This window comes from Vibrio sp. YT-19(2023) (assembly GCF_033337395.1).
On record NZ_JAWOQN010000016.1, the window covers coordinates 59,358 to 79,001 of the forward strand.

At 45.6% G+C, this 19,644-nt stretch carries 19 protein-coding genes and 1 riboswitch; of the genes, 13 read left to right on the forward strand and 6 right to left on the reverse strand.

Translation table 11 applies throughout. From position 1 onward, the window contains the following. The first annotated feature begins 298 nt into the window (after positions 1–298). The 5 genes from mpl to thiQ all read left to right on the forward strand — a co-directional run bounded on the left by mpl (position 299) and on the right by thiQ (position 5,872). Positions 299–1,657, forward strand: coding sequence for a UDP-N-acetylmuramate:L-alanyl-gamma-D-glutamyl-meso-diaminopimelate ligase (mpl, locus tag R7E78_RS13630; protein ID WP_053303335.1), 1,359 nt, complete (start codon positions 299–301; stop codon positions 1,655–1,657). Positions 1,658–1,662: 5 nt separating this feature from the next. Continuing rightward, the gene (locus R7E78_RS13635) at positions 1,663–2,301 is read left to right on the forward strand and encodes a flavin prenyltransferase UbiX (protein WP_005379640.1); all 639 of its coding nucleotides are present in this window, start codon (positions 1,663–1,665) and stop codon (positions 2,299–2,301) included. Between the two features lie 37 nt (positions 2,302–2,338). Next, positions 2,339–2,475, forward strand: a riboswitch (TPP riboswitch). 72 nt (positions 2,476–2,547) lie between these two features. Continuing rightward, entirely contained in the window at positions 2,548–3,540 is a 993-nt protein-coding gene (thiB, locus tag R7E78_RS13640; protein ID WP_130544794.1) for a thiamine ABC transporter substrate binding subunit, read from the forward strand. 41 nt (positions 3,541–3,581) lie between these two features. Beyond that, positions 3,582–5,168 (forward strand): thiamine/thiamine pyrophosphate ABC transporter permease ThiP, encoded by a 1,587-nt coding sequence (gene thiP, locus R7E78_RS13645; RefSeq protein WP_213907989.1) that lies wholly within the window; start codon positions 3,582–3,584, stop codon positions 5,166–5,168. Then, positions 5,168–5,872: a thiamine ABC transporter ATP-binding protein gene (gene thiQ, locus R7E78_RS13650; RefSeq protein ID WP_005379648.1), complete on the forward strand. Its 705-nt coding sequence runs from the start codon at positions 5,168–5,170 to the stop codon at positions 5,870–5,872. Before thiP ends, thiQ begins: the two co-directional genes overlap by 1 nt. Before the next feature lie 18 nt (positions 5,873–5,890). Here the strand turns inward: thiQ and R7E78_RS13655 are convergent, their stop codons facing one another. Beyond that, complete coding sequence (locus R7E78_RS13655) at positions 5,891–6,838, reverse strand: LysR family transcriptional regulator (RefSeq protein WP_005379650.1); 948 nt, start codon at positions 6,836–6,838, stop codon at positions 5,891–5,893. 92 nt (positions 6,839–6,930) lie between these two features. Between R7E78_RS13655 and R7E78_RS13660 the strand changes: the two genes are divergently transcribed. Continuing rightward, positions 6,931–8,007 (forward strand): alkene reductase, encoded by a 1,077-nt coding sequence (locus R7E78_RS13660; protein WP_054579269.1) that lies wholly within the window; start codon positions 6,931–6,933, stop codon positions 8,005–8,007. Positions 8,008–8,070: 63 nt separating this feature from the next. Here R7E78_RS13660 and R7E78_RS13665 read toward each other — a convergent pair whose 3' ends face one another. The 4 genes from R7E78_RS13665 to argR all read right to left on the reverse strand — a co-directional run bounded on the left by R7E78_RS13665 (position 8,071) and on the right by argR (position 13,269). Beyond that, complete coding sequence (locus tag R7E78_RS13665; protein ID WP_005379654.1) at positions 8,071–8,508, reverse strand: universal stress protein; 438 nt, start codon at positions 8,506–8,508, stop codon at positions 8,071–8,073. A gap of 45 nt (positions 8,509–8,553) precedes the next feature. After that, entirely contained in the window at positions 8,554–11,133 is a 2,580-nt protein-coding gene (locus tag R7E78_RS13670) for a TRAP transporter permease (RefSeq protein ID WP_005383099.1), read from the reverse strand. Positions 11,134–11,424: 291 nt separating this feature from the next. Next, complete coding sequence (locus R7E78_RS13675) at positions 11,425–12,393, reverse strand: TAXI family TRAP transporter solute-binding subunit (protein WP_005379657.1); 969 nt, start codon at positions 12,391–12,393, stop codon at positions 11,425–11,427. 405 nt (positions 12,394–12,798) lie between these two features. Continuing rightward, complete coding sequence (gene argR / locus R7E78_RS13680) at positions 12,799–13,269, reverse strand: transcriptional regulator ArgR (RefSeq protein ID WP_005379659.1); 471 nt, start codon at positions 13,267–13,269, stop codon at positions 12,799–12,801. A 359-nt stretch (positions 13,270–13,628) separates the two neighbouring features. Between argR and mdh the strand changes: the two genes are divergently transcribed. Further along, the gene (mdh, locus tag R7E78_RS13685) at positions 13,629–14,564 is read left to right on the forward strand and encodes a malate dehydrogenase (protein WP_005379660.1); all 936 of its coding nucleotides are present in this window, start codon (positions 13,629–13,631) and stop codon (positions 14,562–14,564) included. Positions 14,565–14,677: 113 nt separating this feature from the next. After that, entirely contained in the window at positions 14,678–14,869 is a 192-nt protein-coding gene (locus tag R7E78_RS13690) for a hypothetical protein (protein ID WP_005379661.1), read from the forward strand. Between the two features lie 93 nt (positions 14,870–14,962). On the opposite strand, the gene ispB is transcribed toward R7E78_RS13690, so the two are convergent. Further along, positions 14,963–15,934 carry an octaprenyl diphosphate synthase gene (ispB, locus tag R7E78_RS13695; protein ID WP_064353590.1) on the reverse strand — a complete coding sequence of 324 codons (972 nt, stop codon included), beginning with the start codon at positions 15,932–15,934 and terminating at the stop codon, positions 14,963–14,965. Between the two features lie 256 nt (positions 15,935–16,190). On the opposite strand from ispB, the gene rplU reads away from it, so the two are divergent. From rplU to R7E78_RS13720, 5 genes are all read left to right on the forward strand, one after another. Further along, complete coding sequence (rplU, locus tag R7E78_RS13700; RefSeq protein ID WP_005383096.1) at positions 16,191–16,502, forward strand: 50S ribosomal protein L21; 312 nt, start codon at positions 16,191–16,193, stop codon at positions 16,500–16,502. Between the two features lie 20 nt (positions 16,503–16,522). Next, positions 16,523–16,780 (forward strand): 50S ribosomal protein L27, encoded by a 258-nt coding sequence (rpmA, locus tag R7E78_RS13705; protein WP_005383095.1) that lies wholly within the window; start codon positions 16,523–16,525, stop codon positions 16,778–16,780. A 212-nt stretch (positions 16,781–16,992) separates the two neighbouring features. Further along, the gene (cgtA, locus tag R7E78_RS13710; RefSeq protein ID WP_005383091.1) at positions 16,993–18,168 is read left to right on the forward strand and encodes an Obg family GTPase CgtA; all 1,176 of its coding nucleotides are present in this window, start codon (positions 16,993–16,995) and stop codon (positions 18,166–18,168) included. 196 nt (positions 18,169–18,364) lie between these two features. Continuing rightward, the gene (locus R7E78_RS13715) at positions 18,365–19,165 is read left to right on the forward strand and encodes a threonine/serine exporter family protein (protein WP_005379664.1); all 801 of its coding nucleotides are present in this window, start codon (positions 18,365–18,367) and stop codon (positions 19,163–19,165) included. Further along, the gene (locus tag R7E78_RS13720) at positions 19,165–19,638 is read left to right on the forward strand and encodes a threonine/serine exporter family protein (RefSeq protein WP_005379665.1); all 474 of its coding nucleotides are present in this window, start codon (positions 19,165–19,167) and stop codon (positions 19,636–19,638) included. Before R7E78_RS13715 ends, R7E78_RS13720 begins: the two co-directional genes overlap by 1 nt. Positions 19,639–19,644: the final 6 nt, after the last annotated feature.

Genomic DNA, 19,644 nt, shown 5'->3' on the forward strand with positions numbered 1-19,644 from the left:
TTTTCATTTCATTGGGGGTAGTGCGCAAGTGAGCATCTCTTTATGGATGTTAAACGATTGCGCTGGATGTAAGTTTAAGTCGCAGATCTTTTTAATGGTAATGAAGTAACTGTTTGAGATCTCAATTTATTTGTAGACTTGTTTGAGGGATTCATCAGTAAGCAAGAGGTTGTACAGTCTGTGTTCAACCTTGTCATATTTGTGAAAGGGACTGCAAGAAGAAGGCTAAAGTCACTCGCTTTTCAGGCGGTAATCGCGATAATGAAAGCATTAAAAAACGCATTACAAGGTTTAGTTTATGCACATTCATATCTTGGGTATCTGTGGCACATTTATGGGCGGCGCAGCGATTCTAGCGCGCCAATTAGGACATAAAGTCACTGGTTCTGATGCCAACGTTTATCCGCCAATGAGCACACTGCTTGAGTCTCAAGGTATTGAAATTATTGAAGGCTTTGACCCGTCTCAACTCGACCCTCAACCAGATCTTGTGGTGATTGGTAATGCGATGAGCCGTGGCAACCCTTGTGTCGAGCATGTGCTCAACACTAACATGCGCTACACCTCTGGTCCGCAGTGGCTCAACGAGTTTTTGCTGCATGATCGGTGGGTATTGGCGGTATCGGGTACACATGGGAAAACGACCACGTCGAGCATGCTTGCCTGGATACTTGAAGATTGTGGTTATCAACCGGGTTTCTTAGTCGGTGGGGTACTCGGTAACTTCGGAGTGTCTGCTCGTTTGGGTGAAAGCATGTTTTTTGTCGTTGAAGCGGACGAATATGACAGTGCTTTTTTCGATAAGCGTTCTAAGTTTGTGCATTACCATCCTCGCACTTTAATCATGAATAACCTTGAGTTCGATCATGCTGATATCTTCGATGATCTAGAGGCGATCAAGCGCCAATTCCATCATTTAGTGCGAACGGTTCCCGGCAATGGCTTAATCTTAGCTCCGAAGCAAGACCAAGCTTTGGCGGATGTATTAGAGCGTGGTTGCTGGACAGAAAAACAGTTCTCTGGTGAGAATGGTGACTGGCAAGCGCACAAATTAGTGCTTGATGGCTCAAAATTTGACGTTGCGTTGAAAGGCGAGAAGGTTGGTACCGTCGAATGGAATTTGGTGGGTGACCACAATGTGGATAATGCGCTGATGGCAATCGCTGCTGCACGACATGTTGGAGTCACTCCGGATCTTGCTTGCCAGGCATTAGGGCGTTTCATCAATACCAAGCGCCGTTTAGAGCTGAAAGGTGAAGAACAAGGTGTGACGGTTTACGATGATTTTGCGCATCACCCAACGGCAATTGAACTTACTGTCGGTGGTTTGCGTAACAAGGTAGGTGAAAAACGCATCCTAGCTGTGTTAGAGCCGCGTTCTGCCACCATGAAGCGTGGCGTACACAAAAACACACTTGCAGAGTCACTACACAGTGCAGATGAAGTCTTCTTGTTCCAGCCAGATAATATCGAGTGGTCTGTGCAAGACATTGCCGACCAATGCACACAGCCAGCGTTTGTCGATGCGGATATAGATAACTTTGTAGCCAAGATCGTCGAACGTGCGCGACCAGGTGACCAAATTCTAGTCATGAGCAACGGTGGCTTTGGTGGTATTCACGGAAAACTTCTTGAGCAGTTAAAACAAAAAGCCTGATTGATATGCAAAACAAAACACAACCCTCTCATAAAAAAGCCATCACGTTGGCATTAACGGGCGCTTCTGGTGCTCCCTACGGCCTTCGTCTTTTAGAATGCTTGGTTGCGGCGGATTATCATGTCTACGTTCTGATTTCTTCGGCAGCTCGTGTTGTGATGGCAACCGAGCATAATCTTAAGCTGCCAAGTGGTCCAGAAGCAGCGCAGCAAGCATTGGTAGAGCACCTGAACTGCAATCGAAATAACATCACCGTTTGCGGTAAAGACGATTGGTTCTCGCCGGTTGCCTCTGGTTCTGCTGCACCCAAGCAAATGGTGGTTTGCCCATGCTCTGCGGGAAGCGTTGCAGCCATAGCACATGGTATGTCGGACAACTTGATCGAACGGGCCGCTGATGTAGTAATGAAAGAGCGCGGGCAGTTGTTGCTCGTGGTTCGCGAAACACCATTTTCAACGCTACATCTGGAGAACATGCACAAACTGTCGCAAATGGGCGTCACCATCATGCCAGCAGCTCCAGGCTTCTATCATCAGCCAAAGAGTATTGAAGACTTAGTGGATTTTATGGTGGCGAGAATTCTTGACCACTTAGGTATTGAGCAAGGTTTGGTGCCTCGTTGGGGTTATGACCAGCGCTCGTGAGCTGATTGTGTAACCACTCAAATACCTTTACAATCCATCCAACTCATCGGGGAGCAAACCCATTTAGCATTGAGTCAATCAATGCATTGGGGCGCTGAGACCTAAGTGTTTAACTAGGGACCCGTATTACCTGAACCAGATAATGCTGGCGTAGGAATTGAGTCTGGATATTGGAAGTCCTTAATAGCCGCCTCAAACCCTGTGCCGCTCAACTTATTTCTCTGAAATACTCATGGAGAGCGAGCAGTGAAACCTACTCTAAATCTGATTGCCCTAGCTGCAATCACCTCTACTTCAGCGTTTGCCGCTGAAAACACATTAACCATCTATACCTACGACTCTTTTGCCGCAGATTGGGGGCCGGGTCCTAAAATCGAGCAAGCTTTTGAAGCAAAATGTGGCTGTGACGTTAACTTCGTAGCGTTGGACGATGGTGTGTCGATTCTGAATCGTCTTCGTCTTGAAGGCGGTAATAGCAAAGCGGACATCGTATTAGGTTTGGATAACAATCTGATGGCAGAAGCGAAGAAAACCGGTCTGCTTGCCGAGCACAATGTGGATACGGCTAACACAGTGTTACCAAACGGTTGGAGTGACACGACGTTTGTACCGTACGATTACGGCTACTTCGCGTTTGTGTACAACAAAGAGAAACTGGCTAATCCGCCGAAAAGCATGAAAGAGCTGGTGGAAACGCGCGACGATCTGAAAGTGATTTACCAAGATCCGCGGACTTCAACGCCGGGCCAAGGCTTAATGCTATGGATGAAATCTATTTATGGCGACGATGTGACGCAAGCGTGGCAGAAGCTAGCGAGCAAAACCGTAACGGTCACGAAAGGTTGGTCTGAGGCGTATTCTATGTTCCTCAATGGTGAGTCCGATTTAGTGCTTTCTTACACCACTTCACCTGCGTACCACTTAATTGCGGAAAACGATTCGAAGTTTGCTACGGCGAATTTTGCTGAAGGCCACTACATGCAAGTTGAAGTAGCCGCCAAAGTGAAAGGGGCAAAAAATTCAGAACTTGCTGATCAATTTATGAGTTTCATTTTAAGTGATGAGTTCCAATCGGCGATGCCAACGGGTAACTGGATGTACCCAGTCACTGACGTTGAGTTACCTAAAGGTTTTGAAACTTTGAGTGTTCCAAGCAAGTCGTTGAGCTTTAGTGCTGATGAAGTGGCAAAAATGCGTAAGTCTTGGATTCGCGAATGGCAAAGCGCATTGACGTTTTAGCTGACGTTTCCATCCTCATCTGAATGAGATAGGTTTTACCTTTGAATTCTGTTCCAAAAATAGGTTTAGGGGTCGCGATGATCATCGCGACCTTTGTTATTTCTGCCCTAGGTGCTTTGATTGTTCAAGCCCCTTCACTTGATGTGTCTGTGGTATGGGGCGACCCGTACTATCAACATGTCACCAAGTTCAGTTTCTACCAAGCGTTTCTTTCCACATTGCTCAGTGTTGGCTTTGCCATTCCAGTAGCGCACGCACTTTCGCGTCGCCAATTTATTGGTAAATCATTACTGCTTAAGCTATTTGCATCGACACTGGTTTTGCCGGTTTTGGTTGGTGTTTTTGGGCTGTTAGCGATTTATGGCAACAGTGGTTTGTTGGAGCAGTGGTTGCAAAGTTTCGACACTAAACTGCCATTCTCTATTTACGGTTTGAACGGCATTTTACTCGCCCATGTGTTCTTTAATTTACCTTACGCGGCACGATTGCTTCTGCAAGCCTTGGAGTCTATTCCTGCCGAGCAGCATAAGCTTTGCGCGCATCTTGGGATGAGCCATTGGGATAAGTTTCGCTGGGTAGAATGGCCGCGTTTAAGGCAGCAGCTTCCCCACGTTTGTGGGTTGGTGTTTATGTTGTGCTTTACCAGTTTTGCCACTGTAATGGCGTTGGGGGGCGGGCCAAAATCCACCACCATTGAATTGGCCATTTACCAAGCGATTAAGTTTGATTTTGATTTACAAGCTGGGGCGTTATTGGCGCTGTGGCAGATGCTGTTATGTGGACTGCTTGCTATTGGAGTGCAGAAGTTAACAAGGCCTGTTTCTATCAGTGCTGGAAGCACATCGGTACAGCAATATTTAACGAAGGATCATGGGTGGTCAAAAGCTTGGGATAGCTTTTGGATCATAGGTGCCTTTTTACTGGTAATACCGCCGTTATTGATGGTGTTACTGAGTGGCATCAACCAACAAGTTTGGACAGTATTAACCGATGAGCGTTTTTGGTCTGCGCTATTGAACTCCCTCAAAGTCGCCTGTGTCGCTAGCGCGCTTGCGGTCGCTGCTGGGGTGTCCATACTATTGACCAGTCGCCGTTGGCGGTTGCAGTACAAAAACACGCGAGCCGATCAGATTGAGTTAATCGGCACCGTTATTTTGGTGACTCCAGGTCTGGTGATTAGCACCGGTTTATTCTTACTACTGCGCGCATTTACCGATGTTTTTAGCTTGGCATTTTTTGTCGTGATTTTGGTGAACGGTTTGATGGCTTTGCCTTACGTGATCAAAACGCTAGCGCAGCCAATGCTGCACATTGAACAACAGTATCAGTATGTATGTGCCAGCTTAGGCATGCGTGGCTGGCAACGGTTTAAAGTGGTGGAGTGGCAGGCGCTACGCAAGCCGTTTGCACATGCGTTTGCGATCAGCTTTATGTTTGCGATTGGCGATTTAAGTGCTATTGCGTTGTTTGGCGGGCAAGAGTTCCGCACTTTACCTCTGTATTTATTCCAGCTGCTTGGCAGCTATCAGATGGACGCGGCTGCGGTGGTATCGGTGACCTTATTGTTGTTGAGTGTGGGCTGTTTTGCCTTGATTGAGAAAGTATTGAAAACGAAGGAGAGAGCGTAATGTTAGTGTTGGATGATGTGCAGTACACCTACCAACGTGAACTGTTTCGTTTTGACTTAACGATTGAGCAAGGACAGATTGTGTCGCTGATGGGACCAAGTGGGGCAGGGAAGTCAACCTTGCTGGCGTTGGTGGCAGGATTCATCCATCCTGACCGTGGTGATATTTGTGTTGATGGTGAGTCCATTGTGCGTAAAGAGCCTTATCTGCGTCCGTTCTCTATGTTGTTCCAAGAGCACAATTTGTTTGCTCACTTATCGGTGCGTGACAACATCGGTTTGGGCTTACACCCAGGGCTAAAGCTTACGGTGGACCAAAATCGTCAGATTGAACAAGCCGCGCAGCAAGTTGGTGTTGCAGAGTACCTCGACCGTTTGCCAGAGCATCTTTCTGGTGGCCAGCGTCAACGTGTTGCCTTAGCGCGTTGTTTTGTTCAGCCTCATCCCATGTGGCTATTGGATGAGCCGTTCTCGGCGCTTGATCCGGTGTTGCGTGAAGAGATGCTGAGCTTGGTAAAAAAACTCGCAGCAGAGCGGGGAATAACCGTATTGATGGTCACGCACCATTTAAGCGATGCCAAAGCGATTGCCAGCCACTTTGTGTTTGTGGCAGATGGTAAAGTGGAAGCCGCGGGTGATATGTCTGCATTGAGTGAACAGCATGCTAGTGAGAAGCTTGCGGCATTTATCCGAGCCGCATGCTAGTGCCTGATAGTTGCTAGGTTATGCTTCTCCGCAACACAAACCATGCCTAGGGCCAAATTCAAATTGAGATCTTAAGCTCATGATATGGTCAATCATTGCTTGTACGCGCCGTGGGCGGTTTGCTCCAGGACGATAGACTAGATAAATAGGCATTGGTACCGTGTGCCATTGCGGCAACACTCTGACTAAGGTGCCACTTTCTAGCTCTTGCGTCATGTTTTGCACAGGTAAGTTAGCGATGCCTAGTCCTTTAAGTGCACCTTTCAATATTGCTTCTACAGTTGTACTTGAGAAGTTACTGGTTATTGAAACATTGACGGTATTATCGTGTGAGATCAGCGTCCAAGGCCCTATTTCTGAAACATATTGATACCTCAAACAGTTGTGTTTTGTCAGATCTTCTGGCGTTTCAGGTACGCCGAACTCAGCTAAATACTCAGGGCTAGCAGCCAGAACTCGAGTGGTATAGCCTAATTTTTTTGCGATCAATCGATCATCAACTATCTGACCGACTCGAATTGCCATATCAAAGCCGTGTGAAAAGAGATCAACAAAATCGTTCGATGCTTCTAACGCAATTTGTACTTTTGGCCATTGTTTTAAAAATGGCAAAAAGATGTGCTCCGCCATATACGCATCCAACGCTGGTGGCGCGGAAATACGCAGCCGGCCTTGGATCTGTTGTTCCATCTCCTGAACGTCATGGCCAATTGAGTGGAATTCCTCAACTAAGCTTGCAGCACGCTCTAAAACCATTTGGCCAGCTTCGGTGATCACTAACTTTCGGGTTGTGCGCTCTAGCAGTTTGGCTTCAAAGTGTTGTTCGAGTTTGGTTATGGCTTTGCTAACAGTAGATTTTGGTAGGTTTAACTCCAGCGCGCACTTGGTTAAGCTCAGTAGTCGACAGCTTGTGACAAAGATAGAAAGCGTTCTAAAGTCAATTGTTTCTAAATTGCGAACAATCACTTTCAATTATCCATATTGTTTCAATATTAATCTGATTATAGTCTGGCACCTCATCCTTAGCCATCAAGTTATTGTCATTTGAGGTAAACAACATGTCCAACTCTGTAGACTTATTTTCTCCTATCGAACTCGGTCAATTAGCATTAGATAACCGTGCCATTATGGCGCCTTTAACGCGAGCTCGTGCTGGCGCGGACCATATTCCTAATGACCTTATGGTTGAATACTACGCTCAACGTGCGAGTGCCGGACTTATCATTGCTGAATGCACCATGGTGATGGAAGGTACGTCTGCTTTCATGGCTGAGCCGGGCATTTACAGCGAAGAGCAAATCGCAGCTTGGAAAAAGGTAACGGATGCGGTTCATGAGAGAGGCGGTAAGATTGTACTGCAAATTTGGCATGCGGGACGAGCTTGTCATCCTGATCTGAATGAAGGAAAAACACCTGTAGCGGCGAGCGCATTGGCCATTCGTGATGAATTAGTCCATACCCCTTCGGGTAAGCAAGCATATACGGTACCACGAGCACTCGAAGTGGATGAGATAGCTTCCATTGTTGCGGCGTTTAAACAAGGTGCAGAAAACGCCAAGAAAGCCGGCTTTGATGGGGTCGAGATACATGGCGCCAATGGTTATCTTATTGATAACTTCCTTCGTGACGGTTCAAATTTACGTACCGATGAATACGGTGGTTCGGTTGAAAATCGTGCTCGATTTTTACTTGAGATAGTGAAAGAAGTCGTTGAGGTGTGGGGACCTGGAAGAGTCGGTCTGCGCACATCTCCGCTAAATGGATTTAATGACATGAAAGACAGTGATCCAGTTGGCTTGGTGCGTTACTTAGCAGAGCAACTTAATTCTTTCGATCTTGCTTATTGGCACGTGATGCGTGCGGATCTGAAAGGCGTACAAAAAGCAGATGTTCTCAAGCCAGCACGCGAAAACTATAAAGGTCACTTAATGGCGAACGTGGGCTACAGTGCACAAGAAGCGGCAACAGCAATTGCAGAAAACAAAGTTGATGTGGTCGCATTTGGCGTTCCCTTTATCGCAAACCCAGATTTAGTCGAGCGATTTAAGAAAAATGCACCTCTTAATGAGGCGAAACCAGAACACTTTTATTTGGGTGGAGCAGAAGGTTATACCGATTACCCAGTGATGGCATAACCCTTACTTGTTTAATATAAAAAGGACGCTAATGTTAGCGTCCTTTTTCGTTTTTGTATTTACTTAGCCTTGCGGTTTTACGACCATCACATTGATTGGAGAATATTCCACAACCTTACTCGCGACGGAGCCAAGCATTACTTTATTGATTTTAGAGCGCTTGTGACTTGGCATAATGATGAGATCAGCGCCTAAGCGTTCTGCATAATCAAGAATGGTCGCGTAGGCCTTGCCTTCAGCAACATGCACTTGGTAAACCACATCTTCAGCAATATGCTCATTAGCGAAAGTTTTTAGTTGCTGCTTCACGTCTTGCTTCATTTTGGCCGCAGCATCTTTCGGAAAGTATGTGGCAACCATCGACATGTGAATACCAGGTAGTACCGTCAGAAGATGGATTTGAGCATTTGCTTGCTTTGCCTGCCAAACCGCTAGTTCAACCGCTCGGTCTGAAAAGCCTTGGTCATTTAGATCAACCGGAACAAGAATTTGTTTGTACATTCAATGTCTCTCATTAAGGCCCCTTTATCCTCGGGGCCAAATCGGTTATGCGCTCAATTGTTCCTTACGAGCACGACGTTTTTGGTTCATTGCAAGCACCAGCAAAATCATTAAGCATGGTACAAACACCCACTCTTTCATCGGACGGTCTGCATCCTGGATAACCCACTTGATTTCCCAATCAAAGTCGATACCTGCGGACTCTGCTGGACTACCAAATTCAACCATATCGACAATCATTTTGTTGTCACTTTCGGTCAGCATCAGACCCATAGATGAAATACGTGCGTCTGCTGTTGTCGCACTGTCTTCGAATGGAAGACGAACCGTTTTCTCAATGTAGTCGCCCTCAAGGTTTTCACCGGCAACACGTAACTCCAATGATTCTCCTACATTTAGTGTTTCCGTGATTTGAGCTACCTCAACGCCAGGAGAAAGAACTTTCGCTGGGTACAGCATGTCCCACCAAAAACCTGGACGGAAAAACGAAAATGTCAGTACTAATAATAGGACTGTTTCCCACCACTTGTTACGCGTGAACCACCACCCTTGAGTTGCCGCAGAGAATATCAGCATTGCAATGATCGATGAGATGACCGTGAGTGCCAAATGCCACCAAGAGTCGATCCCCATTAACAATAGCTGGGTATTGAACACAAACATGAACGGCAAAATAGCGGTTCGAATATCGTAAGTAAAACCTTGGATACCGGTACGAATTGGATCTGATTTCGCAATTGCGGCTGCTGCAAAAGCCGCAAGACCTACAGGTGGGGTATCGTCGGCCAAAATACCAAAGTAGAAAACGAACAAGTGCACCGCTATCAACGGAATAATCAAGCCATGCGCTGCGCCGAGCGTAACAATGACCGGCGCCATTAGCGTAGAGACCACGATGTAGTTCGCCGTTGTTGGCAGACCCATCCCCAGAACCAAGCTAATGATGGCGGTAAACAGCAGCATAAGAATGATGCTGCCACCAGAGATAAACTCGACGAAGTCGGTCATCACTAGGCCGATACCCGTTAGTGTAACAACACCAACAACGGTGCCCGCTGCCGCGGTTGCAACGCCGATACCAATCATATTGCGCGCACCAGAAACTAAGCTCTCGGCAAGATCGACAAAGCCATCTTTGGTTTGCTGAAGCATGTCACCTTGCTTTGACAGCAGTGCAATCAACGGACGTTGAGTCAGCAAAATGAAAATCATGAACACCGTTGCCCAGAATGCCGAAAGGCCAGGTGAGAAACGTTCGACAGTCAAACACCAAACCAATACGACGATAGGGAGTAGGTAGTGCAAGCCTGACTTAACGGTTGGACCAGGATCAGGTACTTCTGTTAATTCTGCATCAATCTCAATTGCGCCATCTTGCACGTGATTTGCTGAGACTTTCACCAACCCAACGTACGCGATTAATAGTGCGACGGTAACAATTGGTGTCGCGGCATCACCAAAGACGTCCTTTGTCCAACCCACTCCGTAGTAAACCAATGCGCTGATCACACACAATCCTAAGATTGTGCCAGTAAAGGACAGCAGACTTTGTACTAGTGTTGGGTTGTGGCGACGAGGAAGGCCCGTCATGCCTGCTTTACATGCTTCAAGGTGAACAATGTAAATTAAAGCAATATAAGAGATTAGCGCTGGAAGTAGGGCAGCTTTAATCACCTCAACGTAGGAGATACCGACGTATTCCACCATCAAAAATGCTGCTGCACCCATGATTGGCGGTGTTAACTGACCATTGGTTGAAGCCGCTACCTCTACCGCACCCGCTTTTGTGCCGGGAAAGCCAACACGCTTCATCAGTGGAATCGTAAAGGTGCCAGTTGTTACTACGTTTGCGATTGAAGAACCAGAAACCAGACCAGATAAACCTGATGCAACAACGGCCGCTTTAGCTGGACCACCTTTCATATGGCCAAGTAACGAGAAGGCAACTTTAATGAAGTAAGCACCAGCACCAGCGCGTTCCAGCATTGCTCCAAACAATACAAACAAGAAGACAAAAGAGGTAGAAACACCTAGCGCAACCCCAAATACGCCTTCTGTTGTTAGCCACAAGTGGGACATGGCCTTGTTCAAGCTTGCCCCTTTGTGTGCGATAACGTCAGGCATGTAAGGGCCTGCAAAGGTGTAAGTAAGGAAAACAGCAGCCACGACCATCAATGGTGGACCAAGAGCTCGGCGTGTTGCTTCTAAAAGGAGGATCATACCGATAACAGCAACAACGATATCAACCGTTGTCGGTGCGCCTGAGCGTCCTGCTAGCTCGGTATAAAAAAGGTATATATAGGCTGCTGAAAAGCTGCCAGCCAACGCGAGTATCCAATCAACAAGAGGGATATGATCGCGAGGAGAATTCTTCATCGCTGGATAAGCAGTGAAAGCCAAAAAGATCGCGAAAGTAAGGTGGATAGATCGCGCTTCCGTGTCGTTCAGTACGCCAAAATTGAAAATAAATGGTAACGGGGATGCGTACCATAATTGAAATAGTGACCAACACAGAGGAACAAACCAAAGGATTCGTCCTTGCATTCCCGAAGGGCTACGTGCACCTGTGTCTGCCTGAGCCACCATTTCTTGCACATCTTGTGACGGAGCTTGATTCGTCGCCATGTACTTTTTCCTTATTATTGATGGTCCTGTCTGATTTTTATCGAGAACCACACTTCGCCTCTATCAGTGTAGTGAATGGAGCGAAGTTTGCTTTCGAGTATTTTGCTGCCTGAACTCAAAGTGTTGATTGTTGGATACTCTGTTAGGCGGCGTTTAAGTTTTCTTGGGTATGAGCTCGCAGTTTTCAGAAGAAAACTGGCGAATGAAGCATACAGTTAGAACGTGCTACAACCTGTATGCTCAAACAGGCAGAAAATATTCTTTCCTGCCTGTATGTAGAGTCTGAGGAAATTACTTAATTAGACCCATTTCTTTGTAGTATTTTTCTGCACCTGGGTGAAGAGGAATAGAAAGACCAGCTTTCACCATGTCTTCTTTCTTCAAGTTTGCGAATGCAGGGTGTAGACGTTTGAAGGTATCAAAGTTTTCAAACACAGCTTTTGCCACGTTGTAAGCGACATCGTCTGAAACATCAGAGGTCGTTACCATTGTTGCTGCAACACCAAAGCTGTTTACGTCTTTGTCTGTACCGCGGTACATACCAGCCGGTACTGAGCTAAAGGCGTAGTATGGGTTGTCGGCAACAATTTTATCGATTTTAGGGCCTGTTGCTGAAACTAGCTTCGCATCACATGATGTGGTTGCTTCTTTGATTGAACCGTTCGGGTGGCCGACCATGTAAATGAAGGCGTCAATTTTGTTATCACAAAGTGCCTGAGAGCGTTCAGAGCCTTTTAGCTCAGACGCCAACTTGAAGCTGTCGTTTGTCCAACCCATCGCTTCCATGACAACGCCCATCGTTGCACGGTCACCAGAGCCTGGATTACCGATGTTTACGCGCTTACCTTTCAGGTCTTCAACGTTTTCAATACCTGAATCTGCACGCGCAATGATGTTGAAAGGTTCTGTATGAAGAGAGAACATTGCGCGTAGCTTCTTGTACGGGCCTTGTTCTTCAAACTTGCTCGTACCGTTGTAGCCGTGGTACTGCCAATCCGATTGCACGATACCAAAATCTAATTCGCCTGCACGGATAGTGTTAACGTTGTAAATTGAGCCACCAGTCGATTCTACTGAACAACGGATGTTGTGGTCTTTACGACCTTTATTTACCAACTTACAGATAGCACCACCAGTTGGGTAGTAAACACCTGTCACAGAGCCAGTACCGATGGTAATAAACTCTTGAGCGTTAACTGCGCCTGCGCCCATTACGGCTGCAGCGATAGCGCCTACTTTGAGAAGTTTGTTAAATGCCATGAATTTCCCTTCCTTATATTCATTATTTACCCGGAAATAACCATAAATCACTTCTGGAGTTTCCTATTTGGAAACGGCACCTTTTTCAATCCAATCGTTTGAAAAAGCGAGCGAATCATAACAAAAAATTGGCAGAAAATTATCCAATTGTTAAATGTTATAGTTGATAAGTCTGAATTTTGTATCAGGGGATAGGATTCAATTTGTGATTTAATTCTTTTTAAAACAATTGCTTAATTAACGTTTAGTGACTGAAATGAAAAAGATCAATTGCGTGATGTTAATCACAAAATGGATGGTTGAAGAATGAGCGGAGTAAGCAAAAAATTTACATAAATTATGGGCTACAAAATGAGACTTCTTTTATAACCCACAATGAGTTAGCTGATTGAAGCTTTATAGAACTTAACCAGTATATTCGAACAGCTCGCACACTGATTTGAAGAGTTGCTCAGTCGTAATTGCCATGGTTGGCGTAATGAAAATGGTATCGTCACCTGCGACAACACCAAGAATACCTTCGGATTTACCGAGTGAATCAAGCAAGCGAGCAATCAACTGTGCTGCACCTGGGCCAGTGTGAATTACCACTAACGCTGCGTTACGATCGATGTCTAGTACTAGTTCACGCAGAGAGCTGCTGACTGTTGGGACACCTAGCTCAGCAGGAAGACAGTAAACCATTTCCATTTTTGCATTGCGCGTACGGACAGCGCCAAATTTAGTCAGCATACGTGAGACTTTAGATTGGTTGATACTCTCAAATCCTTGCTGTTTGAGTGCGTCAACAATCTCGCCCTGTGAGCCAAAGCTTTCTTCTTTTAACAGGGCTTTAAAGGCGCGAACTAAGTTGTCTTGTTTTTCTGAATTGCGCATAGTCATTACAAATCTCTTATTACGGGTCAGCAATTTTGCATATTCTCGCATATATATTCAGGCGGTGCCAAAGAGTCCCAGGATTATGTTAGATGCGTCACTGTAAACTATATACCACATAGAATTCTTTAGCGCGCTGAAGTAGGGCTGTATCTGTTTTCTTGAATTCCTTGTCATTTCAACAGAATAAAAGAATAATCCAAGCCCCATTTGTAGCACGGTAACAGCGAGTTGCGCGAGGTCGCAAAGCTAGCGTTAATTGATTGTAATCAAGTTGTGATTCCGATAGCTTTATTTAAGTTGGTTACAAACTACCCTACGAATACGTTTATAAGAGAAATACTCTCAAGGAGAACTACATGAAAGTAGCCGTTATTGGTGCCGCTGGTGGCATCGGTCAAGCCCTGGCCCTTCTACTTAAGAACCGTCTTCCTGCTGGTTCTGATCTAGCCCTATATGATATTGCTCCAGTAACTCCTGGTGTGGCCGCTGATCTTAGCCACATCCCTACGCCAGTTTCTATCAAAGGTTACGCTGGTGAAGATCCTACTCCAGCACTAGAAGGCGCGGATGTTGTGCTAATTTCTGCTGGTGTTGCGCGTAAGCCAGGTATGGATCGTGCGGATCTATTTAATGTAAACGCTGGTATCGTTAAATCGCTAGCGGAGAAGATTGCGGTTGTTTGTCCGAAAGCTTGTGTTGGTATCATCACAAACCCTGTAAATACAACAGTGCCAATTGCTGCTGAAGTTCTTAAAAAAGCGGGTGTTTATGATAAGCGTCGTCTATTTGGTGTAACAACGTTGGATGTTATCCGTTCAGAAACGTTTGTTGCTGAGCTAAAAGACAAAGATCCAGGTGACGTTCGCGTGCCAGTAATTGGTGGTCACTCTGGCGTAACGATCTTACCTCTACTGTCTCAAGTAGAAGGTGTTGAGTTTACAGCTGAAGAAGTAGAAGCATTAACGAAACGTATTCAAAATGCAGGTACTGAAGTTGTAGAAGCGAAAGCGGGTGGTGGTAGTGCAACATTATCAATGGGCCAAGCTGCATGTCGCTTTGGTCTGTCTCTGGTTCGTGCTCTTCAAGGTGAAGAAGGCGTAGTTGAGTGCGCTTACGTTGAAGGCGACGGCGAACACGCGACTTACTTCGCGCAACCTGTAAAACTGGGTAAAGAAGGCGTTGAAGAAGTACTAAGCTACGGCAAACTCAGCGATTACGAAAAGTCTGCATTAGACGGTATGCTAGAAACACTAAATGGCGACATCAACATTGGTGTTGAATTCGCAAAGTAACCTAGAAAGCCTATATAAGAAGAAAGCCGATCATTTTGATCGGCTTTTTTGATCCTTGATTTCTCAACTTCGTAAAAATGGTCGAACAAAACCACGTAGTGAAGGAGAAGATGATGGAAGCGAGTCGAATCCGTAAAGGCATGGTTGTTGAGTGCCAACAAGGCGTCGGTACGATATTAGTGGTCGACCATGAAGCAGAGACGGTATTGTTGTCCAAACAAGGGACTGAACAGCAACTCGCCGTTAGCTTTGATGAAATAGAAGATGATCCACAACTGCATGGCGGTAGTGACAGATATTACTAGCGCCCCGGGCGTCGTCATTAGGTATCAAACGTAAAAAAGGAAGAGCGTGCTCTTCCTTTTCGCTATAAGCCTTGCGTTACGGGTAGCTATTGATTACTTCGTGCGTTGTACTGCGACATGAGCCAGAGTAACAAGCGCTTGTTTGTATTCAGACTCTGGCAACACTGATAGTTCTGCGATTGCTTTGTCTGCTTCTTCTAGAGCTTTTTGCGTTGTGTATTCCAGAGAGCCTGCTTCTTTCATGACCGCAAGAATTTCTTCTAAGCGCTCCATTCCATTCGCTTTCTCAATCGCTTCACGAATCATGATGGCGTTTTCTGGTGTGGTATTACGCATAGCATGGAGTAGAGGTAAAGTTGGCTTGCCTTCGGCCAAGTCATCACCCACATTTTTACCCATGTCTTCGCCATCAGAAGTGTAATCCATGACGTCATCAATGAGCTGAAACGCAGTGCCTAGATACTTACCGTAATTTTGCATTGCGATTTCAACATGCTCAGGAGCATCATTTAAGATTGCACCGATTTGAGTTGCGGATTCAAATAAGCGCGCAGTCTTAGAGTAGATGACTTGCATGTAGCTTTCTTCTGTCGTGTCAGGGTCGTTACAGTTCATCAACTGCTGTACTTCACCTTCGGCGATCACGTTTACGGCATTGCTCATTAGTTTAAGGATCTTCATGGATCCTAGTTCTGTCATCATCTGAAATGAGCGTGTATAGATAAAGTCCCCAACTAATACGCTAGCCGCATTGCCAAATGCTGCATTCGCAGTGGCTTTACCACGGCGCATGTCTGATTCATCTACCACGTCATCATGCAGCAAAGTCGCTGTATGGATGAACTCAATAAACGCAGCTGCCATTGTATGACCATTGCCTTGGTAACCAAGTGCGCGGGCTGACAGTATCGCTAAAAGCGGTCTTAGACGTTTGCCTCCACCACTCACGATATAAAAACCGAGCTGGTTGATTAAAGAGACATCAGAATTAAGTTGGGCTTGAATTGTTTCATTCACTTTTGCCATGTCATCGGCAGTAAGCGCTTGGATAGTTTTAAAATCCATCGTATATCCGGCTGAAGTTAGACCCTGCAAGGCTTATTCGATTTATATAATTGTCGAATAATACACTAAAAAACGTTGATTAATACATTACTAAAGGGCATGATTGCCGCACTTTTCTTTGGCGATTAGCTTTTCGCCAATTTTTTCAAAATATGGCTTGTCATAGGAGCATCTATTCTGTAGAATCTGCGCCCTATTGATGATTAGTTTAGCGCACACCCTCAAGAAAGGCTGTGCGGAAAAAGCGGAGTAAAATATGTACGCTGTTTTCCAATCTGGTGGTAAACAACACCGTGTAAGCGAAGGTCAAACTCTTCGTTTAGAGAAATTAGACGTTGAAACTGGTGCAACTGTAGAATTTGATAAAGTTCTTCTTGTTGCTAACGGCGAAGACATCAAAGTTGGTGCTCCTCTTGTAGAGGGCGGCAAAATTGTTGCTGAAGTTGTACAACACGGTCGTGGCGATAAAGTTAAAATCGTTAAGTTCCGTCGTCGTAAGCACTCTCGTAAGCAACAGGGTCACCGTCAGTGGTTCACTGAAGTGAAGATCACTGGTATCAACGCTTAATCTATTAGGAGAGTTTAACAATGGCACACAAAAAAGCTGGTGGTTCTACTCGTAACGGCCGCGATTCAGAAAGCAAACGTCTAGGTGTTAAGCGTTTCGGTGGTGAATCTGTACTTGCAGGTAACATCATCGTTCGTCAACGTGGTACTAAGTTCCACGCTGGTAACAACGTAGGTATCGGTAAAGACCACACTCTATTCGCTCTTACTGAAGGTAAAGTGAAGTTCGAAGTGAAAGGTCCTAAGAACCGTAAGTTTGTAAGCATCGAAGCTGAGTAATTAGGTTTTTAACCAAATTACTTAATAGCTTTAAGCTGAATTCAAAAGCCCTGCCGAATCGGCGGGGTTTTTTATTTGTGGCAGTCGACATATCGAAGTTTCTCGCTAAGATCCTAAGCGATTTGAATCTGGGAGCTTAGATCTGTCATCTGCTAAAATTGTCGGATGACATAGTAAGATTTAATCCACGCACGAAGTAGTCGGAGTAAAAGATGAAGTTCGTAGATGAAGCGGTAGTAAAAGTTCAGGCTGGTGATGGCGGTAGTGGCGTTGTCAGTTTCTGGCGTGAAAAATTCATCACTAAAGGTGGCCCTGATGGCGGTGATGGCGGTGACGGTGGTGATGTTTATATCCAAGCTGATGAAAACCTAAATACCCTGATTGATTACCGTTTCCAGCGCTTCTACGAAGCTGAGCGTGGTGAAAACGGTCGCGGTGGTAACTGTACCGGTAAGCGTGGTAAAGACATTGTTCTTCGTGTACCTGTGGGTACGCGCGCTGTGGATATCCACACAAATGAAATCGTGGCGGAAGTTGCTGAACACGGTAAGAAAGTGATGATCGCAAAAGGCGGTTGGCACGGTCTAGGTAACACGCGTTTCAAATCTTCAGTAAACCGCGCGCCTCGTCAGAGAACATTGGGTACAAAGGGTGAAGTACGCGAAATTCGCCTTGAGCTATTGCTTCTTGCTGATGTGGGTATGCTTGGTCTACCTAATGCTGGTAAATCAACCTTTATCCGCGCAGTATCAGCAGCAAAACCGAAAGTCGCTGATTACCCATTCACGACTTTGATCCCAAGCTTGGGTGTCGTAAGTGTCGTACCAGAGAAAAGTTTTGTTGTTGCAGACATCCCTGGTTTGATCGAGGGTGCAGCAGATGGCGCTGGCCTTGGTATTCGATTCTTGAAGCACTTAGAGCGTTGTCGAGTGTTGCTGCACATGATCGATATTATGCCAATTGATCAGTCCGATCCGGTGCAAAATGCATTGACGATCATTGATGAACTAGAACAATACAGCGAAAAACTGGCAAGTAAGCCGCGCTGGTTAGTGTTCAACAAAGTTGATCTAATGCCTGAAGAAGAAGCGAATGAGAAGATCCAAGAAATCTTAGACGCACTAGGTTGGGAAGACGAGTACTTTAAGATCTCGGCGATCAATCGTAACGGTACTAAAGAGCTTTGTTACAAACTGGCTGACTTTATGGATAACCTACCTCGCGAAGAGGAAGAAGTGGCTGAAGAAGATAAAGTTAACTTCATGTGGGATGATTACCATAAAGATGCGATGGCGGGTAAAGACGTTATCACTGAAGATGACGACGACGATTGGGATGACTGGGACGATGAAGAAGATGACGGTCACGTTGTCTACGTTCGTGACTAATCAGAACGGTCAAACAATGCCTGTTTGCCTATAATTCATTAAGCCGCAATTATTTATTGCGGCTTTTTTTGTATCTAAATCATATTTAGGTGATGTGATTTACGGCACAATAACTGATACGTCGTGTTTTTTTGAGGGTTAGTTTGGCCCTCGCGCGTATGAATGAGTAACACCCTAAAAGGAATTAGACTTATTTATGACTCTAGAAACCATACCGCCTAGAGAGTTGGCGGTATCTACTCAACGATCGATTTCTCGTCTTGTCGCCCAAGCCGGACAAATGCTACTTGCTCATGGTGCTGAAAGTACTCTTGTGAGCGATATTATGCGTCGTATTGGCCTTGCTTGTGGGGTGAATGAAGTTGCGGTAGCACTATCAGCTAATGCATTGGTTGTGACGACGGTAATGGATGGGCATTGCATCACCACCACCCGAAGCTGCGCTGATCGTGGCATCAATATGCGCGTTATTACGCAAATTCAACGAATCTGTATCATGATGGAACGTGGTTTGCTCGATTCAACCATGGCGCAGAAAAAGCTGAACGCTATCAGTCCAGAGCGTTATAACCGCTGGTTGGTGGTGTTTATGATTGGCTTGTCTTGTGCGGCATTCAGTCATCTAGCTGGTGGTGATTGGGGAGTATTCATTATGACCTTTTTAGCTTCAGCTGGTGGCATGATCGTTCGCCAAGAAATTGGTCATCGTCATTTCAACCCTCTATTGAACTTTGCTGCGACCGCTTTTGTGACCACCTTAATTTCAGCACAGGCGGAAATTTACCAAATCGGTAATCTACCTACCGTAGCAATGGCATCGTCAGTATTAATGCTTGTACCTGGTTTCCCACTCATTAACTCTGTCGCAGATATGTTGAAAGGCCACATTAATATGGGGATTGCTCGATTTGTGATGGCTAGTTTACTAACGTTGGCGACATGTTTGGGGATCGTTGCTGCGATGAGTGTAACTGGAATTTGGGGGTGGGCTATCTAATGAGTTTATTTGATTTGATGTTTGGCCTTTTGAATGACATGTTTTTTGCGGCGATTCCCGCTGTAGGATTTGCATTGGTTTTTAACGTACCACAAAGAGCTTTAGTGTATTGCGCTGTTGGTGGCGCGATTGGTCATGGTAGCCGCTACTTGATGATGCAGTTTGGCATTCCTATTGAGTGGGCAACCTTTTTTGCTGCGACGTTAGTTGGGATGATTGGTGTGTACTGGTCTCACCGTTTTCTCGCGCATCCAAAAGTGTTTACTGTGGCTGCTTTGATCCCGATGGTGCCGGGTGTGTTTGCGTACAAAGCAATGATCGCTATGGTAGAAATCAATCATGTTGGCTACTCACCCGAGCTTGTCGCAACCTGTATGGAAAACTTTCTTAAGGCCATGTTTATTATTGCAGGTTTAGCAGTTGGTCTTGCGGTTCCGGGGCTGTTATTCTATCGCCGCAGACCAATTGTATAAGGACCT